Origin of the sequence: Enterobacter sp. BNK-22 (assembly GCF_048684805.1) — a bacterium.
GTDB classification, from domain to species: domain Bacteria; phylum Pseudomonadota; class Gammaproteobacteria; order Enterobacterales; family Enterobacteriaceae; genus Enterobacter; species Enterobacter quasiroggenkampii.
The window spans coordinates 3,411,269-3,437,665 of the sequence record NZ_JBLQTT010000001.1 but is presented as its reverse complement, the minus strand read 5'-3'; the positions used below and the strand labels follow the sequence as shown (position 1 = coordinate 3,437,665).

27 protein-coding genes are annotated in these 26,397 nt (G+C 56.4%); 11 read left to right on the top strand and 16 right to left on the bottom strand.

Annotated elements, in window-relative coordinates; translation table 11 throughout:
* Together rpmG and mutM are read left to right on the top strand one after the other, a co-directional pair.
* Complete coding sequence (gene rpmG, locus ACMGGE_RS16235) at positions 1–168, top strand: 50S ribosomal protein L33 (protein ID WP_003024094.1); 168 nt, start codon at positions 1–3, stop codon at positions 166–168.
* A gap of 72 nt (positions 169–240) precedes the next feature.
* Complete coding sequence (gene mutM, locus ACMGGE_RS16230) at positions 241–1,050, top strand: bifunctional DNA-formamidopyrimidine glycosylase/DNA-(apurinic or apyrimidinic site) lyase (protein WP_032675725.1); 810 nt, start codon at positions 241–243, stop codon at positions 1,048–1,050.
* A gap of 2 nt (positions 1,051–1,052) precedes the next feature.
* Here mutM and coaD read toward each other — a convergent pair whose 3' ends face one another.
* The 7 genes from coaD to ACMGGE_RS16195 all read right to left on the bottom strand — a co-directional run bounded on the left by coaD (position 1,053) and on the right by ACMGGE_RS16195 (position 8,866).
* Positions 1,053–1,532 carry a pantetheine-phosphate adenylyltransferase gene (coaD, locus tag ACMGGE_RS16225; protein ID WP_008502695.1) on the bottom strand — a complete coding sequence of 160 codons (480 nt, stop codon included), beginning with the start codon at positions 1,530–1,532 and terminating at the stop codon, positions 1,053–1,055.
* A gap of 3 nt (positions 1,533–1,535) precedes the next feature.
* Positions 1,536–2,306 (bottom strand): glycosyltransferase family 2 protein, encoded by a 771-nt coding sequence (locus tag ACMGGE_RS16220; RefSeq protein ID WP_420293955.1) that lies wholly within the window; start codon positions 2,304–2,306, stop codon positions 1,536–1,538.
* Positions 2,306–3,580, bottom strand: coding sequence for a lipid IV(A) 3-deoxy-D-manno-octulosonic acid transferase (gene waaA / locus ACMGGE_RS16215; RefSeq protein ID WP_024906625.1), 1,275 nt, complete (start codon positions 3,578–3,580; stop codon positions 2,306–2,308). The genes ACMGGE_RS16220 and waaA overlap by 1 nt, the downstream gene beginning before the upstream one ends.
* A 155-nt stretch (positions 3,581–3,735) precedes the next feature.
* On the bottom strand, positions 3,736–5,370 hold the full coding sequence (locus ACMGGE_RS16210; protein WP_045907913.1) for a sulfatase-like hydrolase/transferase: 1,635 nt from the start codon (positions 5,368–5,370) through the stop codon (positions 3,736–3,738).
* Between the two features lie 18 nt (positions 5,371–5,388).
* Positions 5,389–6,360, bottom strand: coding sequence for a glycosyltransferase family 4 protein (locus ACMGGE_RS16205; protein WP_167214713.1), 972 nt, complete (start codon positions 6,358–6,360; stop codon positions 5,389–5,391).
* An 8-nt stretch (positions 6,361–6,368) separates the two neighbouring features.
* Positions 6,369–7,352 (bottom strand): glycosyltransferase, encoded by a 984-nt coding sequence (locus ACMGGE_RS16200; protein ID WP_262811515.1) that lies wholly within the window; start codon positions 7,350–7,352, stop codon positions 6,369–6,371.
* A gap of 143 nt (positions 7,353–7,495) precedes the next feature.
* Positions 7,496–8,866 carry an O-antigen ligase family protein gene (locus ACMGGE_RS16195; RefSeq protein ID WP_420293954.1) on the bottom strand — a complete coding sequence of 457 codons (1,371 nt, stop codon included), beginning with the start codon at positions 8,864–8,866 and terminating at the stop codon, positions 7,496–7,498.
* 230 nt (positions 8,867–9,096) lie between these two features.
* Between ACMGGE_RS16195 and ACMGGE_RS16190 the strand changes: the two genes are divergently transcribed.
* Positions 9,097–10,200 carry a glycosyltransferase family 4 protein gene (locus ACMGGE_RS16190; RefSeq protein WP_420293953.1) on the top strand — a complete coding sequence of 368 codons (1,104 nt, stop codon included), beginning with the start codon at positions 9,097–9,099 and terminating at the stop codon, positions 10,198–10,200.
* Here the strand turns inward: ACMGGE_RS16190 and ACMGGE_RS16185 are convergent.
* Genes ACMGGE_RS16185 through rfaD form a run of 5 tightly spaced genes read right to left on the bottom strand, consistent with a single transcriptional unit; the run spans position 10,179 to position 15,358 of the window.
* The gene (locus ACMGGE_RS16185; protein ID WP_420293952.1) at positions 10,179–11,288 is read right to left on the bottom strand and encodes a glycosyltransferase family 4 protein; all 1,110 of its coding nucleotides are present in this window, start codon (positions 11,286–11,288) and stop codon (positions 10,179–10,181) included. The two genes, ACMGGE_RS16190 and ACMGGE_RS16185, sit on opposite strands and share 22 nt — an antisense overlap.
* Entirely contained in the window at positions 11,285–12,394 is a 1,110-nt protein-coding gene (rfaQ, locus tag ACMGGE_RS16180) for a putative lipopolysaccharide heptosyltransferase III (RefSeq protein ID WP_023618272.1), read from the bottom strand. The genes ACMGGE_RS16185 and rfaQ overlap by 4 nt, the downstream gene beginning before the upstream one ends.
* A complete protein-coding gene (gene rfaC / locus ACMGGE_RS16175; RefSeq protein ID WP_420293951.1) occupies positions 12,387–13,373 on the bottom strand; it encodes a lipopolysaccharide heptosyltransferase RfaC in 987 nt (328 codons plus the stop codon). The genes rfaQ and rfaC overlap by 8 nt, the downstream gene beginning before the upstream one ends.
* 3 nt (positions 13,374–13,376) lie before the next feature.
* Positions 13,377–14,423 (bottom strand): ADP-heptose--LPS heptosyltransferase RfaF, encoded by a 1,047-nt coding sequence (gene rfaF / locus ACMGGE_RS16170; RefSeq protein ID WP_262766199.1) that lies wholly within the window; start codon positions 14,421–14,423, stop codon positions 13,377–13,379.
* 2 nt (positions 14,424–14,425) lie between these two features.
* Positions 14,426–15,358, bottom strand: coding sequence for an ADP-glyceromanno-heptose 6-epimerase (rfaD, locus tag ACMGGE_RS16165; protein WP_008502707.1), 933 nt, complete (start codon positions 15,356–15,358; stop codon positions 14,426–14,428).
* A 215-nt stretch (positions 15,359–15,573) separates the two neighbouring features.
* On the opposite strand from rfaD, the gene kbl reads away from it, so the two are divergent.
* From kbl to ACMGGE_RS16150, 3 genes are all read left to right on the top strand, one after another.
* Positions 15,574–16,770: a glycine C-acetyltransferase gene (gene kbl, locus ACMGGE_RS16160; RefSeq protein ID WP_048028122.1), complete on the top strand. Its 1,197-nt coding sequence runs from the start codon at positions 15,574–15,576 to the stop codon at positions 16,768–16,770.
* 9 nt (positions 16,771–16,779) lie between these two features.
* Complete coding sequence (gene tdh, locus ACMGGE_RS16155; protein ID WP_024906616.1) at positions 16,780–17,805, top strand: L-threonine 3-dehydrogenase; 1,026 nt, start codon at positions 16,780–16,782, stop codon at positions 17,803–17,805.
* 142 nt (positions 17,806–17,947) lie between these two features.
* Positions 17,948–18,748 (top strand): glycosyltransferase family 2 protein, encoded by an 801-nt coding sequence (locus tag ACMGGE_RS16150; RefSeq protein ID WP_045907904.1) that lies wholly within the window; start codon positions 17,948–17,950, stop codon positions 18,746–18,748.
* An 11-nt stretch (positions 18,749–18,759) separates the two neighbouring features.
* Here ACMGGE_RS16150 and ACMGGE_RS16145 read toward each other — a convergent pair whose 3' ends face one another.
* Genes ACMGGE_RS16145 through gpmM form a run of 3 tightly spaced genes read right to left on the bottom strand, consistent with a single transcriptional unit; the run spans position 18,760 to position 22,533 of the window.
* On the bottom strand, positions 18,760–19,692 hold the full coding sequence (locus ACMGGE_RS16145; protein WP_262821263.1) for a divergent polysaccharide deacetylase family protein: 933 nt from the start codon (positions 19,690–19,692) through the stop codon (positions 18,760–18,762).
* A 3-nt stretch (positions 19,693–19,695) separates the two neighbouring features.
* Complete coding sequence (envC, locus tag ACMGGE_RS16140) at positions 19,696–20,955, bottom strand: murein hydrolase activator EnvC (RefSeq protein ID WP_025910576.1); 1,260 nt, start codon at positions 20,953–20,955, stop codon at positions 19,696–19,698.
* Between the two features lie 33 nt (positions 20,956–20,988).
* Positions 20,989–22,533 (bottom strand): 2,3-bisphosphoglycerate-independent phosphoglycerate mutase, encoded by a 1,545-nt coding sequence (gene gpmM / locus ACMGGE_RS16135; protein WP_063622809.1) that lies wholly within the window; start codon positions 22,531–22,533, stop codon positions 20,989–20,991.
* A gap of 247 nt (positions 22,534–22,780) precedes the next feature.
* Here gpmM and ACMGGE_RS16130 point away from each other — a divergent pair, with 247 nt between their 5' ends.
* The 5 genes from ACMGGE_RS16130 (at position 22,781) to cysE (ending at position 25,891) form a co-directional block, all read left to right on the top strand.
* Positions 22,781–23,212 (top strand): rhodanese-like domain-containing protein, encoded by a 432-nt coding sequence (locus tag ACMGGE_RS16130; RefSeq protein WP_023309913.1) that lies wholly within the window; start codon positions 22,781–22,783, stop codon positions 23,210–23,212.
* A gap of 11 nt (positions 23,213–23,223) precedes the next feature.
* Positions 23,224–23,475 carry a glutaredoxin 3 gene (gene grxC, locus ACMGGE_RS16125; RefSeq protein ID WP_008502715.1) on the top strand — a complete coding sequence of 84 codons (252 nt, stop codon included), beginning with the start codon at positions 23,224–23,226 and terminating at the stop codon, positions 23,473–23,475.
* Positions 23,476–23,507: 32 nt separating this feature from the next.
* Positions 23,508–23,975: a protein-export chaperone SecB gene (secB, locus tag ACMGGE_RS16120; RefSeq protein ID WP_003860835.1), complete on the top strand. Its 468-nt coding sequence runs from the start codon at positions 23,508–23,510 to the stop codon at positions 23,973–23,975.
* Positions 23,975–24,994 (top strand): NAD(P)H-dependent glycerol-3-phosphate dehydrogenase, encoded by a 1,020-nt coding sequence (gene gpsA, locus ACMGGE_RS16115; protein WP_045907901.1) that lies wholly within the window; start codon positions 23,975–23,977, stop codon positions 24,992–24,994. Before secB ends, gpsA begins: the two co-directional genes overlap by 1 nt.
* Positions 24,995–25,069: 75 nt before the next feature.
* The gene (cysE, locus tag ACMGGE_RS16110) at positions 25,070–25,891 is read left to right on the top strand and encodes a serine O-acetyltransferase (RefSeq protein ID WP_008502718.1); all 822 of its coding nucleotides are present in this window, start codon (positions 25,070–25,072) and stop codon (positions 25,889–25,891) included.
* Here cysE and trmL read toward each other — a convergent pair.
* Positions 25,888–26,361: a tRNA (uridine(34)/cytosine(34)/5-carboxymethylaminomethyluridine(34)-2'-O)-methyltransferase TrmL gene (gene trmL / locus ACMGGE_RS16105; protein WP_045907900.1), complete on the bottom strand. Its 474-nt coding sequence runs from the start codon at positions 26,359–26,361 to the stop codon at positions 25,888–25,890. The genes cysE and trmL overlap by 4 nt on opposite strands.
* Between the last annotated feature and the right edge of the window lie 36 nt (positions 26,362–26,397).

Here is a 26,397-nt window from a genome sequence, read left to right as displayed (position 1 = left end):
ATGGCTAAAGGTATTCGCGAGAAAATCAAGCTGGTTTCTTCTGCTGGTACAGGTCACTTCTACACCACCACGAAGAACAAACGTACTAAGCCGGAAAAACTGGAACTGAAAAAATTCGATCCAGTTGTACGCCAGCACGTACTGTACAAAGAAGCTAAAATCAAATAATTTTAGTCTCCTTGTATCGAAAAACCCCGCAACTGCGGGGTTTTTTGCATTCTGCATCTCAACGGAGGAACCATGCCTGAATTACCTGAGGTAGAAACCAGCCGTCGCGGCATTGAGCCCCATCTGGTCGGCGCGACGATTCTTCACGCGGTTGTCCGTAACGGGCGTCTGCGCTGGCCGGTGTCCGATGAGATCCACGCCCTGAGCGATCAACCCGTCCTTAGCGTGCAGCGTCGCGCGAAATACCTGCTGCTGGAACTGCCCGACGGCTGGATCATTATCCATCTGGGGATGTCCGGGAGCCTGCGCGTTCTTACCGAAGAACTGCCGGCGGAAAAGCACGACCACGTCGATCTGGTGATGAGTAACGGCAAAGTGCTTCGTTATACCGACCCACGGCGCTTTGGCGCGTGGCTGTGGACGAAAGAGCTGGAAGGGCATAACGTGCTCGCGCATCTGGGCCCGGAGCCGCTCTCAGACGCGTTTAACGCGGAATACCTGAAAGCGAAGTGCGCGAAAAAGAAAAGCCCGATTAAGCCGTGGCTGATGGATAACAAGCTGGTGGTCGGCGTGGGGAATATCTATGCCAGCGAATCGCTGTTTGCCGCCGGGATCCATCCCGATCGGCTGGCCTCTTCGCTGTCGGCGCAGGAGTGTGAGCTGCTGGTCCGCGTGATTAAAGCCGTATTGCTGCGCTCGATTGAACAGGGGGGAACAACGCTGAAGGACTTCCTGCAAAGTGACGGCAAGCCGGGCTATTTTGCCCAGGAGCTGCAGGTGTATGGCCGTAAAGGCGAACCGTGCAGAGTCTGCGGTACGCCCATTATTGCCACGAAGCACGCCCAGCGCGCCACGTTCTACTGCCGTCAGTGCCAGAAATAGGGCTACTTTAGCTTTTCCATCAACGCCTGGTGGACGTTAACCGGCAGGAAATGGGTAACGTCCCCGTGATGACGCGCCACCTCTTTTACCAGCGTGGACGAGATAAACGACCACTCTTTGGAGGGCATCAGGAACACGCTCTCCAGCTCCGGCATCAGGTGGCGGTTCATGTGCGCCAGCTGCATCTCATACTCGAAGTCTGCCACCGCGCGTAAGCCGCGGATCAGAATGTTCGCCTGCTGGGCGCGGGCGAAGTTAGCCATCAGGTCGCTAAACCCGACCACCTCAACATTCGGCAGGTGCGAAATGGCATCGGTGGCAAGCTGCACGCGCTCGTGGAGGTCAAACATTGGCTTTTTGCTGGGGCTCGCGGCAATGGCCAGGATCACCTTGTCAAACATGCACGCCGCACGGGTGATGATATCAAGATGACCGTTGGTGATCGGATCGAAGGTACCCGGATAAATCGCTTTTGTGCTCATGGCTCACGTTTTCTCTGAGTAGCCGCGGCAGAGCGCCCACAGCTCGGTGTATTTGTTGAAAGTATACTGGGCATTCACTACCGCGAGTAACCAGCCCTGCTTACCGTCCAGCACTCCACCACGCAGCAGCAGCGTTTTCAGGAACGCGCCCAGCGTGTGGGTGAAGATACCGGTCAGTGAGGCCTTCTTGCCGCGCTGGTGACGCTCCTGCGCCCAAGCCGTGGCATAGTTGAGCTGTTTACGCTGGAAGCTCGCGAAATCCCGGCAGGTCAGGTGTAGCAAATCGCCCGTCAGGGGGATGATCCGGGCGTTGTCGCAGGCCAGAGATTCATGAACCAGGCTGTCGTTGTACTGATAGCGCTCGCGCTCGTAAAGGCGCGTCACGCGGTCTGGATACCAGCCGCTGTGGCGCATAAATCGGCCAAGGAAATAGTTACGACGGGCAATGCTGTATACGGCACCAGGCTGAGGCGAGGAAAGCACCGCCTGAATGGCCTGCTGAAGTTCTGGCGTAATACGTTCGTCAGTATCGAGCATCAGGACATAATCACCAGTGGCAAACCCCTGCGCGCGCTGGCGCTGGATGCCATAGCCTTGCCAGTCAGCGTCGGTAAACACCTTTGCACCCGCTGCCCGGGCAACGTCCACCGTGCTGTCCGTACTTCCGGAGTCAAGAATGACTATCTCGTCAGCCCAGGCAACTGATGCCAGGCAGTCCGGAAGCAGGTCGGCGGCGTTTTTGGCGATCATCACGACCGACAGACGCGTTGACATCAGTGGCTCCGCTGGGGCAGGTAAGGTTGCAGAAGTTGCAGCAGACGGGTCAGGGCGCCCTGGTTCTGATGCAGCACTTCAACGGCATGACGCCCGTACCACAGGCGATAATCTTCATCAGTCAGAAGGGTCGATACCTCTTTGACTACCGAATCCGCATCGGTCACGGTAATTAAACCATCGGCCTGCTGTAATTTCGCGCAGATATCTTTGAAGTTAAACGTATGTGGCCCCATCAGCACCGGAATGGCGTGGGCTGCCGGCTCGAGCGGGTTATGACCGCCGCGCTCCACCAGGCTGCCGCCGACAAACGCGAGGTCAGCAATGCCGTACAGCAGCATCAGCTCGCCCATCGTATCGCCAATCACCACCTGGGTGCTGCCAGACGGGATCTCCCCGCTGCTGCGCAGCGTGAAGCTGAAACCGCCTTTCTGCACCATTTCACGGGCATCTTTGAAACGCTCCGGATGGCGGGGCACGAGGATCAGCAGTAAATCAGGGAAGCTTTCCAGCAGCTTGCGGTGCGCCTGCAGGATAATCTCTTCTTCACCGTCATGGGTACTGGTCGCAATCCAGACCTGACGACGCGGGGCCCACTGGCGACGCAGCGTGATCGCGCGGGCGGCCAGTTCCGGGGTAACCGAAATATCAAATTTCAGGCTGCCCGTCACTGCAAGCTGGTTGCGTTTGAGGCCCAGAGAGACAAAGCGTGCCGCATCTTCTTCATTCTGCGCGGCGATCAGCGTGATCTTGCTGAGCAAGCGGCGCATAAATTTACCCAGCTTGCCGTAACCTTTCGCCGAGCGCTCTGACAGGCGCGCGTTGGCAATCACCAGCGGAATTTTACGGGCATGCAGGGCGGAAATCATGTTCGGCCACAGTTCGGTTTCCATCACAATCACCAGCTTCGGGCGAACGGTATTCAGGAAACGATTCATGGCGCAGGGCAGGTCGTAAGGGAGATAGACGTGATGAACGTCTTTGCCAAAAGCGGATAACGCGCGCTCCGAGCCGGTTGGCGTCATCGTCGTGACGGTAATCGGCAGCGACGGGTAGCGGTGACGCAGGGCGCGAACCAGCGGGATTGCCGCCAGCGTTTCACCGACAGAAACGGAATGCAGCAAAATACCGTCCGGCGCGACTTTATTGCGGCAGAAGCCATAGCGTTCAGCCCAGCGTTTACGATACGCAGGCGCTTTACGGCTACGAAGCAACAGTCTCAGCCACACCAGTGGCTGAATGATGTAGAGCAGAGCGGTATACAACAATTCCAAGCGATTATCCGTTTTTTTAGTTTCGGCGGGCAAATTCTAAGCATTTGAGCCGTCTAAAGCTATCTCTTTGGTGTTTTAAGACACCCATTTGCCTGCGTTACGCTCATTCGCCTGAAAAAAACGGGCAATTTCTTGCCCGTTTCTTGTCTCACCGTTTAGCGCTCCGCTTCGGGGAGGGCGTTCAGATGGTAGGTTACGCGCTCCGAAAGTCCGCGAATGTCACCGCCAGTGATAAAGAAGCTGTCATCTTTTTGATTTGGATTACTGACGTCGTAGCCCAGCATCTTGTTGATCAGCGTTGCCACCTGATAATGGTTGAGCGGCATCTGCGGGCTGATCTCCTTCATGGCGTAAGCTGGATCGTTGCTGAAGTAGAGGAACGGTACCTGAGCAATTGGCATTTCTACAACCGAGTGGCCAAACAGACCGTTATCGCCCACGCGTTCCCCGTGATCGGAGGTGATAAACACCAGCACCGGCAGTTTGGATTTTGCCAGCGCGGTGCGAATCGCGGACGCGAGTTCTTTGTCATACAGGCGGACTGCATCGTCATACTCATTTTTCTTCTGCGCCACATCATCACTCAGACGCGGCGTAGAGAATTTCGCGAAGCCCTGCGGAATATTACGCTCGTACGGGATATGTGGAGCGCGGCTGTTGAGCACCATCAGGAACGGTTTGTTCCAGTCCAGCGTTGCTTTCTCAACGGATGGCGTCAGAACAACGTCTGCGCCGACATCCGGTGCCGGGCGGATCTGGGTATCTTCCCACAGATCAATATCATGGATACCAATCCAGTTGCTCAGCCCTTCCAGTCCCTGGGCGGAGATAAAGGCGGTCTGATAACCCTGTTTCTTCGCGTTGGCGAAGATATTGGTGGATTTCGATTTATAGGCCCCGTAGTTATCCGGCTCGCGCAGATTATTCACCAGCATCGGGATGGCCACGCGGGTGGATACGGCGTTGGAGACAATCAGACGGCCTGTACCTTGATACTGCTGGAGCAGCGCTTTCAGCTCGGGCGTGGTATCGCGTTCGTAGCCCAGGGCGCTGACGTGGTGCGGGTTAAGGCTTTCACCTATCGCCAGAATAATCGAATATTTGCCCGCACGCGTATCCTTCACAGGTTTGACCTGGTAGGGATCGTAATGGGTCAGATTCTGGTTTTCTCCTGACATCGCTTCCGGGATCAGGCGTATGGCGCTGAAGCTCATCGCAGACAGGCCGTTACGCAGCAGGGAGTGCCGCAGGTCCGGGTTGAACTTGTACATCTGCCCGTCGACCGCTTTGTAGAACTGGCCGACAAACATCACGACGATGGCAAGCAGGCAAGGAAGCGCAATCCATTTGTGCCAAAGCGGCGCCAGACGACGCGCAAAGACCAGCGCAAACACGACCGCCACAATCATAATGCCAAAGTAAATGCCCAGTGAACCCAGGCTGTCGGTGATCCCACTGGCAATGTCTTTCGTTTCCACGAACGCCAGCCAGACTTCACTCGGGCCATAGAACTGACCGTAGAACTGGTAGTACACCGCTTCCGATATCTGAACGATAAACGTCACGGCCAGCAGCAGGCGAGTCAGGAAGAAACGCGCACTGGCCGCGGCAAGCAGGGAGATGATCAGATACAGCGAGATATCACCGGATTTCGGCTGGTAGACATGATCTTTCAGCAGAATGATGATTTCTGAGAGCGAGAACAGCAGCAAGAATGCCAGCGTCAACCCCAGGGTGCGCAACAGATTGCTGCGTGGGGTGAACGAAGAGTGTGTCGTTGTTTTGAACATGGAAGGGCTCTATTCCGATCAGAACTTTTTAGTCAGCGGGCGAATGGCTTTACCAAAACCAAAGCGCAGTGCGCGAACTACCGTAGGACGATTGTGCAATCCTTTACGCCAGATATCCTCAAACAGGGCGTACCAGCGTGCGGCGACCGCTTCGCGGGAATAGACCTGTAGGCGTTTTTCACCCTGTTCGCGCATCTGACGATACAGTTCAGGGGAATTTTTAAGACGCATGATGGCATCGAAGGCTTCATCAGGGTTTTTGGCGATCAGGTAGTCCAGCTCGCTTTCACGGATCGCGCGATAAGACGGCTCGTCATCGCAGACCATCACCGTTTTCCCCAGCCAGTTGTTAATGAGCTTACTGGCAGGCTTACGCGCCAGTTTATGATCGTGTGATTTGCGGAAGCTGATGCACACGTCCACGTCCTGGTAGTTTGTCCAGTTATCGAACGAGATGCGTAGCTCGATACCTTGTTCGGCAAGGCGTTGCTTAAAGTTCCCTTCGCGGTATTGGTCCGGGAAACTGTCTACACGGCCGAAGAATGCGACGGTTTTGATTGTCTCGTCGTTGCGCTCACGCGGTTTTACGCCCGGCTGTGGCCAGTAGGGGACGAAGATACGATTGCTATGATTGTCCACTTCCGGATTCTGGTCGACGACAACATCTGCGCCAATGACGGGAGGGCGGTCCGCACGCGCGACTACGGTGAAGCCACGCCACGGCTTCACTCGGGAACCAAAGTCATCGTTATGCATCAGGTTAATGGCATCCGGCCTGCATTCAGAGCCAAACGAACATTCGATTGCATCACCATAATAGTGCTTCAGCGCCAGGGTGGTCTGAAACGTCCAGCCTCCGCGACCACCGCAATAAAATCGCTCCGGAATGTCGTCAGGATTGACATGGTTATCCAGAAGGGTCTGGAAATCTGCGTAGTTTTTAGCGATGAAATCCGCGCGGGAAACCGCGTGTAATTTAAGTTTGTTCATAATTTCCGTTAGCCAGCCAGTTTTTTAAGACGGAAGTAGCGACGTCCCAGACGCCACCGTTGGCGGAAGCCGCGCGCATTTTGCCAAATCAGCGTCCAGATACCGCGATCGAAAAGCTCACGGGTGATTTCGCGTTTTTTGGCCATATCGTCAATGTTGTTAATGCTATGCAGGATCCCCAGACCCTCTTTGGCGATTTGCCAGCGGCAGGCGGGTACGCGTTTCACCTGTTCCGGATAGCGTTTGTTGATGGCGTCCAGCATCTCCAGAATCTTCATGTAATGGCGCGAAGAGCGCATGCGCGTGTCGTCCGTGCCTGGCGTATGGGAAACGGAAGCGGAATGGATCAGGTAATCGTAATAGACCTCATCAATATACTGCACGCGTCTGGCGGTGAGCAGCACTTCCGTAGTCCAGGGGATGTCCTGATGGCGCAGACCATGTTCAAAGCTGAAGCCCTGCTCTTTGATAAAGGCGTGTCGATAGATATTCAGCCACGTTACGTGCAGGAACTTGCGCGATTCGAGCGCCATCTGCAGCCAGGTCGGGCCGTCCAGCACGCCGGTTGACGCAAGTTTATCTGAAGGGAAAATCTTCTTCGACGGGCGTCCGTCATCATAAATATAGGTACCGTTGCAGGTCGCGACGTCCAACTGCCCGGCGAGTGCAATCTCCAGCAGGCGCGGATACATACCCGGATAGATAACGTCATCAATATCCGGGAACGCGACGTACTCGCCCGTAGCCACGGCCAGACCGGTATTACGGGCCGCAGAGACACCCCCATTGGGCTGGTTGATGACGTTAAAATGACTGAATTCACTGGCGTAGCGGGCGATGATATCTGCGGAGCCGTCAGTTGAGCCGTCATTAACAATAACAAGTTCCAGGCTGGGCAGATTCTGTTTCTTTATGCTGTCAAAAAAAGCGCTCAGGAAATTCTCGCCATTATAGACGGCGACAACGAGGCTTAATTGAGGCGTTCCAGACATGCTTACTCCGTAATTTAACGCGGTGAGATGCGGCTAACGAGCGATACAGCAATGTGCAATGGCTTTTCGACAGCCGGCAGGCAAAAGAGTTCTGATGGGTAACGTTGCGCCGATGCCTGTTATCATCGGCGCAATATACGCTATCAGGAGGTTGTTTCTGTCCGTTTAGCGGGTCGTAACGCGCACATTCCCACAAGTAACCCGGTTAACAGCATATATTGTTCCAGGTAGTGATCTTTCAAATTGTGGTCAACCATGGTGCGGGAGAAGAAACCAACCGTAAACAGCAGCAAGAACATGCCTGCCATCATATTGCCATGGCGGAACTCGCGCCAGCCGATGTACCAGCAGCCTGCCAGCAGAATCAGCCAGCCTGCAATGCCCGCAACCCCGTTCTGGATACCAAACTCAATCAGGCCGTAGTGGCTGTGCGGAATGTTAATGCGGTTGTCCTGCGTGTCGCGACGCAGCACGTAACGGAAGGCCTCTTTGCGAGGCCCCATTCCCGCAGGATGTTCACCCACCAGTTTCCATCCCTGATGGAAGAAGCTCGCGCGACAGCCGTTGGAGTGGTCCATTGGTCGGCCTAGATCGTTAGTCGGTACAGTTCCGTTGGTTCTGTTATAGCAAAAACTGGTAAAAGGCGCGTTCCAGCCTGTTACCGCATCATCTTCCAGACTTTGCCAGCGCGGATCGGTTTTCCAGGAGGCATAGCCCAGAAGCGCAGAAGCGATAGTAATGCCCAAAAGAATGCCGCCTGTGAGCAACACCCGGCTGCGACGCATGCTGTGCAGGCTGAGCAGAATGAAAGTGGAGAACAGGCTGCCAACCAGGCCGATCGTTCCCCAGCGGGTATCGACTAACGCCGTGCAGACAAGGTTACACAGCAGCATAAAGGCGAGGAACGGTGTCTTCAGGCGTAAGAAACGCTGATGAAGCAGGCCGCGCGCAAGCAGTTCGGCGAGCAGGAAACCGGTGATCATATTGATCTGGAAGCTCATGCGCGTGCGGTTATAAACAATCCGCGTTTCGCCCCAGTGGATTACGCCGTCTCGCCAGTAAAGCCAGACGGTATCAAGGAGATGGATACAGACGACGCCCCAGAAAAAAAGGACGACGAGAGTAAAGAAACGGGCTGCCGATAAAGAGGGGAAGCGCTCCTGAATTACCGGTAATAACACCAGACCCGCGCAGAAAAGCAATACCGGGCGTAACCACTGACCATCCCAGGTCGACACCATTTCTTTAATATCTGGCGCGACAAAAAAGCCGTTAATCAGGATAAAGAAGGTCAATGCCCAGAGCACAATAAGCACGAACTTAATTTTGTTTAAGTCCAGCGCTTTTCTCGCCACTGAGGAGCTAAAGAAAAGACCGAGCGCCACCACAATATTAGGATAAATCAGTCCATTACGATGAAAAGGTAGCTGATCGTTTGGGATTGGCCAGATAAAACATAAAGCCAGTACAGACAGTACTAAAAGACCTGTCAGGATGTTACGAGTATTTGTCATAATTTTGGTACTGGTAAAGGATCTCGGCGTTAATACCGGTTAGTTAACAATGCCATACGCAGATTCCACTGATTTTGAGTGGAATAAAAGCCTGAGAAAATTACCACATAAGCCATAACTACAGAAGGACAATGTTTGTAAGCAAGATTAATCCGCCTGTGCATTATCGTAATACCCACGTATATAATCGGCAGCCAGGACAGCGGTTTCAGCTAAACGACAGGAAATATATGCACATTGTTCACACTGAAGCAGACGGCGGCAAAGGCGGGCAGCCTCTGCGCATTATCAACGAATCGCTTGGGATGATTCAGCGTGGCCATCAGGTGACTCTCCTTTGTCCGGAAACTGCGCCGCTCCACGCGCTGGCACGCAGTGCCGGTCTGACGGTGGTCACGATGCCGTTGAAGCGTAAGAACCTTAAAAACCTGCAGCTGCTGCGTCGCTGGCTGAAGGATAACCGTCAGTCGATTGACGTCATCAATAGCCATAACTCTGCCGATACCTGGCTGGTGGCGCTGGCGAATCTGACGCTCTCCAACCCCGTACCGCTGGTTAGAACCCGTCATGCGTCCGGCGTTCCGCGTAACAACTGGACGACACGCTGGCTGTTCCGCACCGCCTGCGCGCACATCGTGACTACCGGGGAGGCGCTGCGCCATCAGGTCGCAAATATTGGCGTGCCGATGTCCCAGAGTACGTCGGTGCCAAGCGGGGTCGATACGCAACGCTTTCACCCGGCAGATAAGCAAGAAGCCCGCGTGCATTGTGGCTTGTCTGGAGACGATTTCTGGCTGGGCGTGGTGTCGCATTTGCGCCCGAACAAAGGCCATAGCGTACTGCTGCGCGCCCTGGCGAAAATCGACAATCCACACATCAAGCTGGCGATTGTCGGCGAAGGCCCGCACAAGGCGACGCTGGAACAGGAAATCGCCGCGCTGGGATTACAGCAGCGCGTGGTTATGGCGGGACATCAACCCGATCCGGAACGCTGGTTTCCGGCCTTTGATATTGCGCTGAGTCCTTCGCATGATATGGAAGGTGTGCCGCAGGGCGTCCTGCAATCGTTAGCCACCCGTATTGCCACCATTGCGACGGACGCCGGTGGAACGGGGGATGCGGTGATTAACGGGCAGACGGGATTGTTGGTCGCCCAGCGCGACGAAAACGCACTGCGCGATGCCATAATGAAACTCTATGCCGACTCAGCCCTTCGCGAGACGCTCGCGCAACAGGGGTATGACTACCTGAGCACGCACTTTACCCGCGAATGTATGCTGGATGCGATGGAGAAGGTCTTCTCCGATGCCGCTCAGCGCAGCAAATCGCGATAAAGCGTTTGTAGCTCTCGGGCCATTCTGTCCAGGGTGAAAGGTTCCGCAGTCGCACGCGCGGCAGCGGCGTAATCGACACCCTGTTCACGGCCTTTTAGCCACAGCGAGATGGCGTGCTGGTAACCTTCGCTGTCCAGCGCATCGCGTACCCAGCCGTTTTGACCCTCGGTTATCCACTCCGCCGCACCACAACCGTGGCTGGTGAGCAGTGGCAAACCACAGGCCAGGGCTTCCACGCAGACGTTCGGGAAGGGATCGTAGAGCGTCGGCAGGATAAGGGCATCAGCCGTGCCATACACTTCACACACGTTGGCTACGGGGCCCAGGAACTTCACTCGAGAGGAAATTCCCAGCGCCTGCGCCAGCTTTTCGAACTTCCGCGCATGTTTATCACGGCCGGCAATCAGCAGCCAGACGTCAGGATGCGCCACAATAGCGCGCAGCGCGGTGGCGACGCCTTTGCGGCTGAAGCCTGACCCAACATACGCCAGTACCGGTGCGTTACGGGGAATACCCAGCGCATCACGCTGCGAAAGGGCGCGGACCTCAGGACTAAACTGAACGGTGTCTACGCCGTTGTAGATCACCGTCAGCTTGTCTTCCGACAGTCCGAAGCGACGGGCGATATCATCGCGAACCATCTTCGAATTACAGATCACCTTGCGCAGCTGCGGATGGGTAAACATCTGCGACTCGGCCTGCAGAATGTAGCGGTGATAACGGCTCAGAGACTGCGCCCAACGCGCCAGTGGCGACAGAATACGACCATATTGCTCAAGCCAGGTGGCGTGAACACCGTCGCCCGCCCGGAAGATGGTGGCACCCGGTATGCGTTCGTGGCTTTGCACAATATCAAACTGCTCAAAATGCGCGGCGGCTTCGACGGCAAAACCGGATTCACGCGCGATGCGATTGCGAAACGGCGGATTGACCGTCAACGTTTTCCAGCCTGCGGCATCCTCCCACTGGCGAGCAATCAGCGTGACATCAAGGGAGGTATCCTGCGCCAGCACGTTCAGCGCACGTGAGACAAAACGCTCTGCGCCACCGTTGGGGTTGTAGGTCTGTCGAACAATGGCCAGTTTCATGCAGGGGTTTCCGTTTCCAGAAGCATCGTATCGATTGCGCTCAGCACCTGCTGTGGGGTAATAGCCGTAATGCAGTCAGAGACACCGCTGTCTCCGCAGCCCGCTTTGCCGCACGGCTGGCAGGTAAACCCGGCCACAATCACACGATAATTTACCCCCCACGGTGCCCATTTGATGGCGCCGGTAGGGCCAAAGATGGCGACGGTTGGCGTACCGACGGCGCTCGCAAGATGCATTGGCATGGAATCCACGCCGAAGTACACCCGGGCGTGCTTCATGAGCGCACCCAGCTCTTTCAGGTTCAGCTGACCGCTTAAATCAAAGACCGGCTGGGTGAGGGCTGCGCGCAGCTCATCCATGTAGGCCTTCTCTTCTTTTGACGGTGCGGCGGAAAGGACGATCGGCAGGCCGCGCGCCGCCAGGTTATCAATGGTCGCTGCCAGTTTTTTGATATCCCAGGCCTTAAACATCCAGCGCGAGGTCGGGTGAACCAGAATGTAGGATTTACTCGTGAGCCCAAACCCGGCCAGTTTTTCGGCCACAGAGGCTTCTGCCGCGTCACCAGGCACAAAAAGCGTATGCTTGTCTTCGTCGGACTGCGGATGAATACCGATTCGGCGCAGGGCATCCAGATTGACTTCCACCATATGGCGGCTGTTGTCCTGAATGGCCGGGTAGAGCGTGGTGAACGATTTCACCCAGCGACGACGTGCCAGGCCCCCGCGTTTATCCGGCTTAAAGCCGACGGAGACACGCGGTTTCAGGCGACGCGCCAGACGCGCGCCGTGCCAGTGTTCGGTCAGATTAATCAGCACGTCATACTGACGGCCTTTCAGGGTATTCAGCAGGGCGCGGTAGAGGCGAAATTGTTCAAACCAGCCCTTCTTGCGCCAGTTGCGCCCAATAGTATGCACCTGGTCGATATGCGGATGGCTGGTCAGCATCGCCTGGGTATCGTCATAAACCAGCGCATCGACTTCCACGTTCGGCCAGTTCTTTTTCAGCACGGTAAACACCGGCGAGGTAAGCAGAACGTCACCGTGGTGACGAAGCTTAATAATCAGCACGCGCTTTGGCGGGCGCTCCGCTGAGAAAAAATCAGACATAGGCTCTCTCTGCTGCCAGCAAAGGCTCTAATTGCGCAAATACCGCAGCGGCGCTGAGATCGCTCAACTGCGATGAGTGTTCCGGGCGGCAGATATACTGATTTTTTCCATAGCCGCCGATCAGCCCCGGGTCCGTTGGGCCGTAAAGCGTGATGTTAGGACGGTCCAGCGCCGCTGTCAGGTGGCTGAGGCCCGTATCCACGGAGACTACAGCCGTAGCGCCTGCCAGCGCCTGAGCGACGCCGTCAAGTTTCATGCGCGGCAGAACGTCCACGTAATCAAACCCTTCTGCCAGACGTTTGGCTCGTGCCTCTTCGTGCGGTGCACCCCACGGGAGTTTGATACGCAGCCCCGCGCTTGCCAGCAGGCCGATCAGTTCGCGCCAGTGCGCTTCCGGCCAGTGCTTGTCATCGCGGGTTGTCGCGTGAAGGAAAATCAGATAAGGATCGCTTTTCTGCGATGAGGCGTGCAGGAAATGCCGGGAAATCGCATAGTCGCCCTGGGTTTCCGGTTTCGCATAGCCCAGGCTTTTGGCAAACAGCTCGCGGGTACGTTCCACCGCGTGCTGTTGCTTTGCGATGTGGTGGTGGCGGTTATAAAACAGGCTCGCCAGCGGTTCGCGGGCGCTGTGCCAGTCCATCCCGTGCTTTACGCCGTGTGCCAGACGCGTTACCAGCGCGGCGCTTTTGACCAGCCCCTGCGCGTCAATGATGGCGTCGTAATGCTGTTCCCGCACCGCCTCGCGGAAGGCTTTGCGTTCGGCTTTAATCGGTGCGGAGAACCACGCTTTCCGCCAGCGGCGAATCGCCACCGGGATCACGCGGTCAACCGCTTCATGCCAGGTGGGGATCTGCGCGAAGCCTTCTTCCACCGCCCAGTCAAAACGAATGCCTGGGATGGCCCGCATGGCGTCCGTCAGCGACGGCAGCGTATGCAGAACATCACCCATCGAAGAGGTTTTAACGATCAATACCCGCATTCGTTATCCTTCTTCGCTCAACAGCAGTGCGTTGAGTTCTTCGAGAACGCGTGCTGGCGTAATGTCGATCAGGCTCTGATGATAGCCTTCTGCAGCATCGCCTTTGCGCACCTTGTGGTAGCCGGTGATCAGGCGGATGACGCGCGCTTTATGGGAAAGCGGAGGCGTGAAGTCCGGGCTGCTTGGGCCATACAGCGCCACCAGCGGACGATCCAGCGCGGCAGCAACGTGCATTAATCCGGAGTCGTTCGTTACTACGGCTTTACAGGCGGCAATCAAAATAACGGCCTGTTCAAGCTGCGTTTCACCGGCCAGGTTTCGGCACCAGGCCTGCTGCTCGGTGCTGAGCGTGGCGAGAATTTCATTACCCGCCTCGTGGTCTTTTGCCGAACCGAACAGGACAATCTGGTAGCCTTCGTCGATCAGCTGTTTCGCCAGCTCCGCATAGTGGTAGTGCGGCCAGCGTTTTGCCGGACCGAACTCGGCGCCAGGGCAGAAGCCAATCATCGGGCGTTCAGACGAAAGGCCAAACGCGCTGCAGGTCTGGGATTTTTCACCGTCGTTAACCTGAAGCTGGGGCCAGAGCAGCGGCTGCGGCAGGTCTTTCGCACTGCGCATCACGCCTTTGTCATAGGCCAGCGCCACGTAGCGCTCCACCATTAATGGCCAGGCCGCTTTATCCAGCACCCGCGCATCGTTCAGCAGACCGTAGCGCATTTCGCCGCGCCAGCCGGTGCGATGCGGGATGCCCGCAAAGAAGGGCACCAGCGCGGATTTAAAGGAGTTGGGCAGGACATACGCACGATCGTACCGCTTTTCGCGCAGGCTATGGCCGAGCTTGCGGCGCTCGCCAATCTCCAGCGCTCCGTGGCCGAGCGGCATCGGGATCGCTTCATTCACTTCCGGCATACGCGATAACAGCGGACGGCACCACGCGGGTGCCATCACGTCGATTATCGCCTGGGGATAACGCGCCTTGAGCGTGCGATAGAGACTTTGCGACATCATCATGTCGCCCACCCATGACGGGCCGATCACCAGAATTCTCATACTTACGCGTCGCGGTTCAGCCAGGCCATATATTCCGTTACGCCTTCGGCAACGGTCTTGAACGGCTTGTCATAACCTGCGGCGCGCAGGTTAGTCAGATCGGCCTGCGTGAACGCCTGGTAACGGCCTTTCAGCTTGTCAGGGAACGGAATGTACTCGATGCTGCCTTTTTTATGGTACGCCAGCGTGGCGTCAGCCACCGCCTGGAAGGACTCTGCGCGGCCGGTACCGAGGTTGAAGATGCCGGACACGCCGTTTTCCCAGAACCACAGGTTTACGGCGGCCACGTCACCCACGTAGACGAAGTCACGCTTAAAGCCGTCGCTGCCTTCGAACAGTTTTGGACTTTCACCGTTATTCAGCTGGGTGTTCAGGTGGAACGCCACGCTCGCCATGCTGCCTTTGTGGCCTTCGCGCGGTCCGTAGACGTTGAAGTAGCGGAAACCGACGATCTGCGAGTTCGCTTCTGGCAGTACCTGACGTACGTATTCGTCGAACAGGAACTTGGAGTAACCGTAGACGTTCAGCGGCTGCTCATATTCACGGGACTCGATGAAGTCCGAGGTGCGCCCGCCGTAGGTGGCAGCAGAAGAGGCATACAGGAACGGAATTTCACGCTCCAGGCAGTAATGCAGGATCTCTTTGGAGTACTGATAGTTATTGTCCATCATGTACTTGCCGTCCCACTCGGTAGTGGACGAGCAGGCACCTTCGTGGAAGATGGCTTCGATCTCGCCGAACTCTTCACCTGCCATAATCTGGATAAGGAAGTCTTCTTTATCCATGTAGTCAGCGATGTTCAGATCCACCAGGTTAACGAACTTGGTGCCGTCTTTCAGGTTGTCAACCACCAGGATGTCGGTGATGCCTTTGTCATTGAGAGCCTTAACAATATTGCTGCCGATAAAGCCTGCGCCGCCGGTAACGATGATCATAACTGTAACCTTTGAAGTGTGGAGCCCGGGGACAATCCCGGACGCTAATGTTTCTATCATATCATTAGTATGGCTGCCCTTCAGCCATTCACCGACATAGCGCAAGGGTACACGTGATTTATGCTGCAAAAACGACAAGAGATGACGTGTCATCTCGTCATGAACTATAGGTTTGGGTAATATGTCCCGAAATTTGCCGAGTCTGGAGAATTGCAATGCGTGGTGATTTTTACAAACAGTTAAACAGCGACCTCGAGACCGCACGTGCGGAAGGGTTGTTCAAGGAAGAGCGTATTATCACGTCTGCCCAGCAGGCGGACATCACCGTTGCCGACGGCAGCCATGTGATCAACTTTTGTGCGAACAACTACTTAGGTCTTGCGAATCACCCTGAGCTGATTGCCGCTGCCAAAAACGGCATGGATACCCACGGCTTCGGCATGGCCTCCGTACGCTTTATCTGCGGAACCCAGGACAGCCACAAGCAGCTTGAGCAAAAGCTGGCAACCTTCCTCGGAATGGAAGATGCGATTCTGTACTCCTCCTGCTTTGACGCCAACGGCGGCCTGTTCGAGACCCTGCTCGGCGCAGAAGATGCCATTATCTCCGACGCCCTGAACCATGCGTCCATCATTGACGGCGTGCGCCTGTGCAAAGCGAAGCGTTTCCGCTACGCCAACAACGACATGGTTGAGCTGGAAGCGCGCCTGAAAGAGGCTCGTGAAGCGGGCGCTCGCCATGTGCTGATCGCCACCGACGGCGTGTTCTCCATGGACGGCGTGATCGCCAACCTGAAGGGTGTATGTGACCTGGCAGATAAATATGACGCGCTGGTGATGGTTGATGACTCTCACGCAGTGGGCTTTGTCGGCGAAAACGGCCGGGGCTCCCATGAATACTGCGACGTCATGGGCCGCGTGGACATCATCACCGGTACGCTGGGCAAAGCGCTCGGCGGCGCATCCGGCGGCTATACCGCTGCGCGCAAAGAGGTGGTTGAGTGGCTGCGTCAGCGCTCCCGTCCGTATCTGTTCTCCAACTCCCTGGCGCCGGCGATTGTTGCCGCCTCTATCAAAGTGCTGGAGATGGTGGAGTCCGGTGCCGGGCTGCGCGACCGTCTGTGGTCTAACGCCCGTCTGTTCCGTGAAAAAATGAGCGCAGCAGGGTTCACCCTGGCCGGTGCCGATCATGCGATCATTCCGGTGATGCTGGGCGATGCGGTCGTGGCGCAGCAATTTGCCCGCGAACTGCAGAAAGAAGGGATTTATGTCACCGGGTTCTTCTTCCCGGTGGTACCAAAAGGTCAGGCGCGTATCCGCACCCAGATGTCTGCGGCGCATACGCCTGAACAAATTGAACGTGCGGTGGAAGCCTTTACCCGCATCGGTAAACAGCTGGGCGTCATTGCCTGAGGACGTATGATGAAAGCGTTATCCAAACTGAAAGCGGAAGAAGGGATTTGGATGACCGACGTGCCGGAACCGGAAGTCGGTCATAACGATCTGCTGATCAAAATTCGTAAAACAGCTATCTGCGGTACTGACGTTCACATCTACAACTGGGACCAGTGGTCGCAGAAAACCATTCCTGTACCGATGGTTGTCGGTCACGAATATGTCGGTGAAGTGGTGGGTATCGGCCAGGAAGTGAAAGGCTTCAAAATCGGCGACCGCGTTTCCGGTGAAGGCCATATTACCTGCGGCCACTGCCGGAACTGCCGCGGTGGGCGTACGCACCTGTGCCGCAATACCATCGGCGTGGGCGTGAACCGTCCGGGCTGCTTCGCGGAATATCTGGTGATCCCGGCCTTTAACGCCTTCAAAATCCCGGACAATATCTCTGACGATCTGGCCTCCATCTTCGACCCGTTTGGCAACGCGGTACACACGGCGCTCTCCTTCGATCTGGTGGGTGAGGACGTGCTGGTCTCCGGTGCGGGCCCAATCGGCATCATGGCGGCGGCCGTGGCGAAGCACGTGGGTGCACGCAACGTCGTGATCACCGACGTGAACGAATACCGCCTGTCGCTGGCGCGCAAAATGGGCGTCACCCGCGCGGTGGATGTCTCGAAAGAGAGCCTGACCGACGTGATGGAAGAGTTGGGCATGACCGAGGGCTTCGACGTGGGCCTGGAGATGTCCGGCGCGCCGCCGGCGTTCCGCACCATGCTCGATACCATGAACCACGGTGGTCGTATCGCGATGCTGGGCATTCCGCCGTCGGATATGTCTATCGACTGGAACAAAGTGATCTTCAAGGGGCTGTTCATCAAGGGTATCTATGGCCGCGAGATGTTTGAGACCTGGTACAAGATGGCGGCGTTGATTCAGTCCGGTCTGGATCTGTCCCCGATTATTACTCACCGTTTCTCCATCGATGAGTTCCAGCAGGGCTTTGACGCGATGCGTTCCGGCCAGTCAGGGAAAGTGATCCTGAGCTGGGAGTAACAGAGAAAGCGCCTTCGGGCGCTTTTTTTACGACCTCTTCACGTTTCTTACATCCGCAATCAGATTATTTCGATTTTTCCTTCGCTTTTTTACCCGCACACTTATAAAGTTTGTTGATTATCCGTTTAAGTTTACAGCGCCTATGTTCAAGCTTACCGTTTGTTTATTGACCTGTAATTCTGCGCGTTTGCTGCGCGAGGTGATTCCTCCGCTGCTGACGGTGGCAGATGAAATTGTCGTTCTGGATTCCGGCAGTACGGATGCCACTCTTTCTATTTGCCGCGAGTACGGGCTCTCCCTTCATCATCACCCCTATGCTATGCATGGCGTGCAGATGAACCATGCGATCGATCTGGCGAGCAATGACTGGGTGCTTTGCATGGATAGCGACGAGATTCTGGACGCGGAGACTGTCGACTTTATTCTGACCCTGAAAGCCGGGGATGAACCTTCCGCCGATCGCGCCTGGCGTATCGCCCGGTACTGGCACGTGCTGGGTGAGGAGGTGCGTACAATCTACCCTGTTTCCTCTCCTGATTTCCCGGTGCGGCTGTTCAATCGTACCCAGGCTCGCTTCAACCAACGACCCGTGGATGACAAAGTTGAAGGCAAGATTGTCGCCATGAAAATGCCGGGGCGGGTGCGTCACGACACGTTTTATAACCTTCATGAAGTGTTCAACAAGCTCAACAGCTACACCACCCGGCTGGTGAAGTACCAGCCGGCTCGCCCTTCGATCGGACGCGGCATCATCAGCGCCATCGGGGCGTTCTTCAAATGGTATCTGTTCAGCGGAGCCTGGCGTCAGGGCAAGGTTGGGGTCGTGACGGGTCTGTATGCTACAGCCTACAGCTTTTTGAAGTATTTCAAATCCTGGTATCAGCATCAGGAGAAAAAAGAGCCCGTTGCGAATGAGCAGACGGACTCTCAGATTGCGAAATAAGCGTCAGGCGGTCAGGCTTTCTTACCCCATCCCTGCCACTGCTGCTGGACGTATTTCACCAGCGTACTGTTACTGATGCTTTCTCCGATGACAGAGAAGAAGCGGGTCGCGTAGACCGGTTCAAGCGGCTGCTTCGGTACGCAGCGTTTCACGCCGCGGAACGGATTACGCGGTGCAGTCGGCACGGGCTGCGCAGAATTCGGCGTAGAGGTATCCACCTGCGGCTCGTTAAGCAGATCGCTCGGGCGCACCAGCGTGATATCGGAAGGTAAGGTCGGCAGCATTTGCTGCAGGACGCGGACGGTCGACGGGTGCGGGTGACCGATGGCAATGGCCGAACCATTGCGGCGGGCCAGCTGTACCGCGCGATTGAACTGCATACGAATATCGGCTTCGTTCTGGGTGTCATCCAGGAACACCTTGCGCTTAATCACCTTTACGCCCGTTCCCTGAGCGGCGCGCATCGCCTGGCTGTTGCCGATGGTCATGCTGTCGAGGAAGTAGAGATTGTAACGCTCCAGCGCCTGCATCACTTTTAGCATCCCGTACAGGCTGGAGGTCATCGCGCTGCCCATATGGTTATTCAGCCCTACGGCATACGGCACCTTGTTGTAGGCGTCGCGGATGATGCGCTCGATCTCCTCGCTGCTCATATCCGGGCGCAGAGTATCTTTTTCCAGCGGCTGCTTGCTGAGCGGGGCCATGGGCAGGTGGATGAGAACCTGATGCCCGCTGCTGTGGGCTTTGGTCGCCATCTCACGCGCGTGGGGGGCATTTGGCAGGACGGCAACGGAGATGGCTGACGGCATCGCCAGCACCTGATTTTCATAGTGCGGACGATAACCAAAGTCATCAATCACGATAGCGAGCTTACCTGCGTATACCGGTGCAGCCAGCGCCAGCGCGCTGACGACGGAGAAAACGATTCGACGAAATTGAAGCAAAACTTATCTTCCCAACCACGGCTGTGGATTGACCGCCTGACCCTGACGACGAATTTCGAAATAGAGTGACGGGCGGCCCTGACCGCCACTGCTGCCCACAAGGGCGATGGGTTGGCCCGCGCGCACCTGCGTGCCGACGCTGACCAGCGCGCTCTGGTTGTAGCCGTAAAGGCTCATATCACCTTTACCGTGTTCGACTACCACCACCAGTCCGTAACCCTGCAGCCAGTCGGCCAGAATAACACGACCATCGGCAATCGCTTTCACTTCGCTACCTTCAGACGCACCGATAACGATCCCTTTCCAACGTAGCTCACCCTGCAGCTGTTCGCCATAGCGATGCAGAATTGAACCACGAACGGGCCAGAAAGCCTGGCCGCGAGGTGAGCCCAGGCCGCCGGTACGCGACATCAGGGAACGTTCACTTTCGCTTGGCTTGTAGGTGGTACCTTTGCGGGAGGCTTCCTGCTGCTTGTCGCGAACGGCCTGCGCCTCGCGAGCCTCTTTTTCGGCGCGCGCTTTCGCCGCGGCTTCCGCACGGGCGATGCTGTTACGCAGTTTGGATTCGTTGGCGCGCATTTCGCTCAGCTGGCTCTGTCCTTCCTGAATCGAGGACTCGAGACCGGCCAGGGTTTTCTTACGCTCGTTGCGCGCCTGCTCGAGCTTCGCCTGCTGGGCCTGCTGATCGTAGAGCAGCGTCTGCTGCTGGCTCTGCTTCTCTTCCAGTTCGGCTTTTTGCGTGGAGACCTCTTCGCGCGTCTGCTTCAGCTGCGCGATCGTCTCCTGACGCGCCTGGTTCAGATACCCAAAGTAGGCCTGCAGGCGCTGGCCGCGCTGGCTCTCTTCGCCGCTGAGGATCAGCTGGAGTCCGGTATGTTCACCCTGGCGGAATGCGGCATCAAGCTGTGCCGCAAGATTGCGCTCCTGCGCATCGCGCTGGCGCTCGAGTTTGGCAATCGACGCGTTCATCTCGTCGATCTGCTTATTCAGCTGGGCAAGGGTGTTTTGCGTTTCACGGAGTTTACGCGTGGCAGCGGAGATGGCCTCTTCCTGCTGCTTAAGCTGGGCGAGCAGGGCGGCGCGCTGCTGCTGCTGCTGGCGTACCGCACGCTCTTTGGCGGCGATATCGGCCTGAATGGATTTCAGCTGGTCGCGGTCATCCGCGTGGGCGGATGCGGCGCACAGCAATACGCCAGCGCTGAGTGCGCTGGCGTAAAACAGAGGTCTGACTGATAACCTAAGCGGCTTCACGACCCATGTGATTGAAAAAATCGCCTTTCCCCTCATGGGGAGCGATTATTCCACGATGAACAGCGGCTTACCAGTCATCTCTTCAGGGATCGGCATCCCCATCAGCGACAACATGGTTGGCGCGATGTCAGAAAGCTTGCCGCCTTCTACGGCTTTCACTGATTTATCACCCACATAAATCAGCGGAACCGGCAGGTTGGTGTGGGCGGTGTGTGCCTGGCCGGTCGCCGGGTCGCGCATCTGTTCAGCGTTACCGTGATCCGCGGTGATCAGCAGCTGGCCGCCAACGGATTCAACCGCTTTCGCCACCTGCTCAACGCAGTGGTCCAGCGCTTCAACCGCCTTCACTGCCGCTTCCATCACCCCGGTATGACCGACCATGTCGCCGTTCGGGTAGTTACAGATGATGGTGTCGTACTTACCGCTCTCGATGGCCGCAACCAGTTTTTCAGTCAATTCTGCAGAGCTCATCTCTGGCTGCAGATCGTAGGTGGCGACTTTCGGGGAATTGATCAGAATGCGCTCTTCGCCCTTGAACGGCTCTTCAACGCCGCCGTTAAAGAAGAAGGTCACGTGCGCGTATTTTTCCGTTTCGGAAATACGCAGCTGCGTTTTGTCGTTCTTCGCCATCCACTCACCGAAGGTATTGGCCAGCGAGGCAGGTGGGTAAGCGCATGGGGCTTTGATGTCTGCCGCGTATTCGGTCAGCTGGATGAAGTCGATGTTTACCACTTTCTTACGGGCAAAACCGTCGAAGTCGCTGTTGACGAACGCACGAGTGATTTCGCGCGCGCGGTCAGCGCGGAAGTTCATGAAGATCAGCGCATCGCCGTCTTCCATCGCGGCATCGGCCTGGCCTTCAGCACGGATCACGGATGCTTTCACGAATTCGTCGTTTTCATCACGTGCATAAGCTGCTTCCAGGGCTTCAACGGCGGTCGCGAACTGGAATTCCCCTTTTGCCAGGGTCAGCAGATCATAGGCCTGTTCAACGCGATCCCAGCGGTTGTCGCGGTCCATGGCGTAGTAACGACCAATGATGGAGGCCACGCGGCCTTTACCCAGCGCGGCGAATTTGTCTTCAAAGGCTTTCAGGGAGCCTTTTGCACTGCGTGGTGGCGTGTCGCGGCCGTCCAGGAAGGCGTGCAGATAGATTTTTTCCGCACCGCGTTCAGCGGCCAGCTCAACCATCGCCATGATGTGATCTTCGTGGCTGTGAACGCCGCCGGCAGAGAGCAGGCCCATAATGTGAACGGCCTTGCCAGCGGCAACGGCTTTATCAACCGCGCCTGACAGCGTTGGGTTGGAGAAGAAGGTGCGTTCTTTGATTTCAACGTCCAGACGCGTCAGGTCCTGGTACACAATACGCCCGGCGCCCAGGTTAACGTGACCGACTTCGGAGTTGCCCATCTGGCGGTCCGGCAGGCCCACTTCCAGGCCAGACGCGTCAATCAGCGTATGCGGACGTTTTGCCCACAGGGCATCCATGACCGGGGTTTTGGCGTTGAAAATAGCGTTATCCTGGCTGTCTTCACGGTAGCCATAGCCATCCAGAATCACCAGTACCATAGGTTTTTTAGAAACCGACATTGCGACAACCTCATGCTCAAGAGTCAAAATTTGCGTAATTTTACTACAGCTGAATCGATCAAATAGCCGCAGAAGATCAAAGAAAGCGCAGGGGCAAGGTGCTGACCAGACCATTTTGAGGCATTTTTTTAGGTGGCATGCCGCAGAAAATGGATTAGGTTAGGGTCGCTGGCTGTATTTGCCAGAACGCACAGGTATACTCCTGTCCTGGTTTTTTTTATCACTTAGTCGGGAGTAGTTACCCTCCATGCAAGAAATTATGCAATTCGTTAGCCGCCATCCGGTTCTGAGCATCGCGTGGATTGGCCTGCTGGCTGCTGTGCTGTTCACCACATTTAAGAGCCTGACGTCTAAGATTAAGGTTATCACCCGTGGTGAAGCGACGCGTCTGATTAACAAAGAAGATGCCGTCGTTGTCGATCTGCGTCAGCGTGACGATTTCCGCAAAGGTCACATTGCGGGCGCAATCAACCTGTTGCCAGCTGAAATCAAAGCGAACAACGTCGGTGAGCTTGAAAAACACAAAGCCCAGCCGATTATCGTTGTGGATGCGACCGGCATGCAGGCACAGGAATCTGCCAGTGCGCTTCATAAAGCAGGCTTCGAAAACGTAACGGTGCTGAAAGAAGGTATTTCCGGCTGGAGCGGGGAAAATCTTCCTTTGGTGCGCGGTAAATAAGGAGTTCAGTCATGGCCCATATTGAGATCTATACCAAAGCGACGTGCCCGTTCTGCCATCGTGCGAAAGCGCTGCTGAACAGTAAAGGCGTCACGTTCCAGGAACTGCCGATCGACGGTGACGCGATTAAACGCGAAGAGATGATCCAACGTAGTGGTCGTACGACGGTTCCACAGATTTTTATTGATGCGCAGCACATTGGCGGCTGTGATGACTTGTATGCGCTCGACGCCCGTGGTGGACTCGATCCGCTGCTGAGCTAAGAGACTTTAGGACAATTAAAAAGGGTATTTCCATGTCAGAACAAAACAACACCGAGATGACTTTCCAGATCCAGCGTATCTACACCAAAGATGTCTCTTTCGAAGCGCCAAATGCGCCACACGTTTTCCAGAAAGATTGGCAGCCAGAGGTTAAACTTGATCTGGATACCGCATCTACCCAGCTGGCAGATGACGTGTATGAAGTCGTGCTGCGTGTGACCGTTACCGCCTCTCTGGGCGAAGAAACTGCATTCCTGTGTGAAGTACAGCAGGGCGGTATCTTCTCTATCGGCGGCATCGAAGGCAACCAGATGGCGCATTGCCTGGGTGCGTACTGCCCGAACATTCTGTTCCCGTATGCACGTGAATGCATCACCAGCCTGGTTTCTCGCGGTACATTCCCGCAACTGAACCTTGCGCCAGTTAACTTTGATGCGCTGTTCATGAACTATCTGCAGCAGCAGGCTGGCGAAGGTGCTGAACAACATCAGGATGCCTGATGAGCACTGTTAATGCGTCAATGACTGTGATCGGTGCCGGCTCATACGGCACCGCTCTTGCCATTACTCTGGCAAGAAATGGTCACGAGGTGGTCCTGTGGGGCCACGACCCAAAACATATCGCCACGCTGCAGCGCGATCGTTGCAACGTCGCGTTTCTCCCGGACGTTCCGTTCCCTGACTCCCTGCACCTTGAAAGCGACCTTGCGACCGCGCTGGCGGCCAGCCGCAACATTCTGATTGTGGTTCCGAGCCATGTCTTTGGCGACGTGCTGCGTCAGATTAAGCCGCTGATGCGCCCGGATGCGCGTATTGTCTGGGCGACAAAAGGACTGGAAGCCGAAACCGGACGCCTGCTGCAGGACGTTGCCCGCGAAGCGCTGGGTGATGCGATCCCGCTGGCGGTCATCTCCGGCCCGACCTTTGCCAAAGAGCTGGCCGCTGGCCTGCCGACGGCGATTTCGCTGGCCTCAACCGATCAGGCCTTCTCCGACGATCTCCAGCAATTGCTGCACTGCGGCAAGAGCTTCCGCGTCTACAGCAACCCCGATTTTATCGGCGTGCAGCTGGGTGGGGCGGTGAAGAACGTGATTGCGATTGGTGCCGGGATGTCCGACGGCATAGGTTTTGGTGCCAACGCCCGTACGGCGCTGATCACCCGCGGTCTGACCGAGATGTCCCGCCTGGGCGAAGCGCTGGGTGCCGATCCGGCCACCTTTATGGGGATGGCTGGCCTGGGCGACCTGGTGCTGACCTGTACCGACAACCAGTCTCGTAACCGCCGCTTTGGCATGATGCTCGGACAGGGCAGCGATGTGAAAGACGCGCAGGAGAAGATTGGCCAGGTGGTTGAAGGCTACCGCAATACCAAAGAAGTCCGCGAGTTGGCGCACCGTTTCGGTGTCGAAATGCCAATAACCGAGGAAATTTATCAGGTATTGTATTGCGGAAAAAATGCGCGCGAGGCAGCATTGACCTTATTAGGTCGTGCGCGCAAGGACGAGCGCAGCAGTAACTAGTCGGAACCGTTGTCACCTGAATGACCCAGCCAGCGCAGAACTGGCTGGTCATTATACTATCGTCTGGAGTTAGCAATGCCGTGTGAAGAACTGGATATCGTCTGGAACAACATTAAAGCCGAAGCCCGGGCGCTGGCCGACTGTGAGCCTATGCTGGCCAGTTTCTACCACGCAACGCTACTCAAGCACGAAAACCTCGGCAGCGCGCTCAGCTATATGCTCGCCAACAAGCTGGCGTCCTCGATCATGCCCGCGATTGCCATTCGTGAGGTGGTGGAGGAGGCTTACGCCGCTGACCCGGAAATGATCGCCTCTGCCGCCTGTGATATCCAGGCCGTGCGCACGCGTGACCCGGCGGTCGATAAATATTCTACCCCGCTGTTGTACCTGAAAGGCTTCCACGCTCTGCAGGCGTACCGCATTGGGCACTGGCTGTGGAATGAAGGCCGCCGCGCGCTGGCCATCTTCCTGCAAAACCAGGTTTCCGTGACGTTTCAGGTTGATATTCACCCGGCGGCGAAGATTGGCCGTGGGATCATGCTCGACCACGCCACCGGGATTGTTGTCGGGGAAACGGCCGTGATTGAAGACGACGTTTCGATCCTGCAGTCGGTTACCCTTGGTGGTACCGGGAAAACCAGCGGCGATCGCCATCCGAAAATTCGCGAAGGGGTGATGATAGGCGCGGGTGCCAAAATCCTCGGCAATATCGAAGTCGGGCGCGGCGCGAAGATCGGCGCAGGCTCCGTGGTGCTCCAGCCGGTTCCGCCGCACACCACCGCCGCTGGCGTACCGGCGCGCATCGTCGGTAAGCCAGACAGCGATAAGCCGTCCATGGATATGGATCAGCACTTCAACGGTATTCACCATACGTTTGAGTATGGTGACGGCATTTAACGTCTGAGAATGGCGCCCGGATACCCAAGCTGGCGCCATGCTTCATACACCACTACCGACACCGCATTCGACAGGTTCATGCTGCGGCTATCCGGCATCATCGGAATACGGATTTTCTGCTCAGCGGGCAGGGCATCCAGAATCGTGGCCGGCAGGCCGCGGGTTTCCGGGCCAAACATCAGATAGTCACCCTCCTGATAGCTTACGGCGCTGTGCGCTGGCGTACCTTTGGTGGTCAGGGCGAACATGCGCTGCGGTTGCTCGGCTTCCAGAAACGCGGCGTAATCATGGTGACGAATAACGGCGGTAAATTCATGATAATCCAGCCCCGCGCGGCGCAGGCGTTTGTCGTCCCACGTAAAGCCCATTGGCTCAATGATGTGCAGACGAAAACCGGTGTTGGCGCACAGGCGGATAATATTGCCGGTATTTGGCGGAATTTCTGGTTCGAATAAAACGATGTTAAGCATACTGCCCCCTTAATTGCGGGGGCAGAATAGCAGAAA

Excerpts from the sequence above, each read along its gene's own strand:
- rpmG (WP_003024094.1), top strand. The coding sequence starts at position 1 with ATGGCTAAAGGTATTCGCGAGAAAATCAAGCTGGTTTCTTCTGCTGGT.
- mutM (WP_032675725.1), top strand. The coding sequence starts at position 241 with ATGCCTGAATTACCTGAGGTAGAAACCAGCCGTCGCGGCATTGAGCCC.
- coaD (WP_008502695.1), bottom strand. The coding sequence starts at position 1,532 with ATGAGCACAAAAGCGATTTATCCGGGTACCTTCGATCCGATCACCAAC.
- ACMGGE_RS16220 (WP_420293955.1), bottom strand. The coding sequence starts at position 2,306 with ATGTCAACGCGTCTGTCGGTCGTGATGATCGCCAAAAACGCCGCCGAC.
- ACMGGE_RS16210 (WP_045907913.1), bottom strand. The coding sequence starts at position 5,370 with ATGTTCAAAACAACGACACACTCTTCGTTCACCCCACGCAGCAATCTG.
- ACMGGE_RS16205 (WP_167214713.1), bottom strand. The coding sequence starts at position 6,360 with ATGAACAAACTTAAATTACACGCGGTTTCCCGCGCGGATTTCATCGCT.
- ACMGGE_RS16200 (WP_262811515.1), bottom strand. The coding sequence starts at position 7,352 with ATGTCTGGAACGCCTCAATTAAGCCTCGTTGTCGCCGTCTATAATGGC.
- ACMGGE_RS16195 (WP_420293954.1), bottom strand. The coding sequence starts at position 8,866 with ATGACAAATACTCGTAACATCCTGACAGGTCTTTTAGTACTGTCTGTA.
- ACMGGE_RS16190 (WP_420293953.1), top strand. The coding sequence starts at position 9,097 with ATGCACATTGTTCACACTGAAGCAGACGGCGGCAAAGGCGGGCAGCCT.
- ACMGGE_RS16185 (WP_420293952.1), bottom strand. The coding sequence starts at position 11,288 with ATGAAACTGGCCATTGTTCGACAGACCTACAACCCCAACGGTGGCGCA.
- rfaQ (WP_023618272.1), bottom strand. The coding sequence starts at position 12,394 with ATGTCTGATTTTTTCTCAGCGGAGCGCCCGCCAAAGCGCGTGCTGATT.
- rfaC (WP_420293951.1), bottom strand. The coding sequence starts at position 13,373 with ATGCGGGTATTGATCGTTAAAACCTCTTCGATGGGTGATGTTCTGCAT.
- rfaF (WP_262766199.1), bottom strand. The coding sequence starts at position 14,423 with ATGAGAATTCTGGTGATCGGCCCGTCATGGGTGGGCGACATGATGATG.
- rfaD (WP_008502707.1), bottom strand. The coding sequence starts at position 15,358 with ATGATCATCGTTACCGGCGGCGCAGGCTTTATCGGCAGCAATATTGTT.
- kbl (WP_048028122.1), top strand. The coding sequence starts at position 15,574 with ATGCGTGGTGATTTTTACAAACAGTTAAACAGCGACCTCGAGACCGCA.
- tdh (WP_024906616.1), top strand. The coding sequence starts at position 16,780 with ATGAAAGCGTTATCCAAACTGAAAGCGGAAGAAGGGATTTGGATGACC.
- ACMGGE_RS16150 (WP_045907904.1), top strand. The coding sequence starts at position 17,948 with ATGTTCAAGCTTACCGTTTGTTTATTGACCTGTAATTCTGCGCGTTTG.
- gpmM (WP_063622809.1), bottom strand. The coding sequence starts at position 22,533 with ATGTCGGTTTCTAAAAAACCTATGGTACTGGTGATTCTGGATGGCTAT.
- ACMGGE_RS16130 (WP_023309913.1), top strand. The coding sequence starts at position 22,781 with ATGCAAGAAATTATGCAATTCGTTAGCCGCCATCCGGTTCTGAGCATC.
- grxC (WP_008502715.1), top strand. The coding sequence starts at position 23,224 with ATGGCCCATATTGAGATCTATACCAAAGCGACGTGCCCGTTCTGCCAT.
- secB (WP_003860835.1), top strand. The coding sequence starts at position 23,508 with ATGTCAGAACAAAACAACACCGAGATGACTTTCCAGATCCAGCGTATC.
- gpsA (WP_045907901.1), top strand. The coding sequence starts at position 23,975 with ATGAGCACTGTTAATGCGTCAATGACTGTGATCGGTGCCGGCTCATAC.
- cysE (WP_008502718.1), top strand. The coding sequence starts at position 25,070 with ATGCCGTGTGAAGAACTGGATATCGTCTGGAACAACATTAAAGCCGAA.
- trmL (WP_045907900.1), bottom strand. The coding sequence starts at position 26,361 with ATGCTTAACATCGTTTTATTCGAACCAGAAATTCCGCCAAATACCGGC.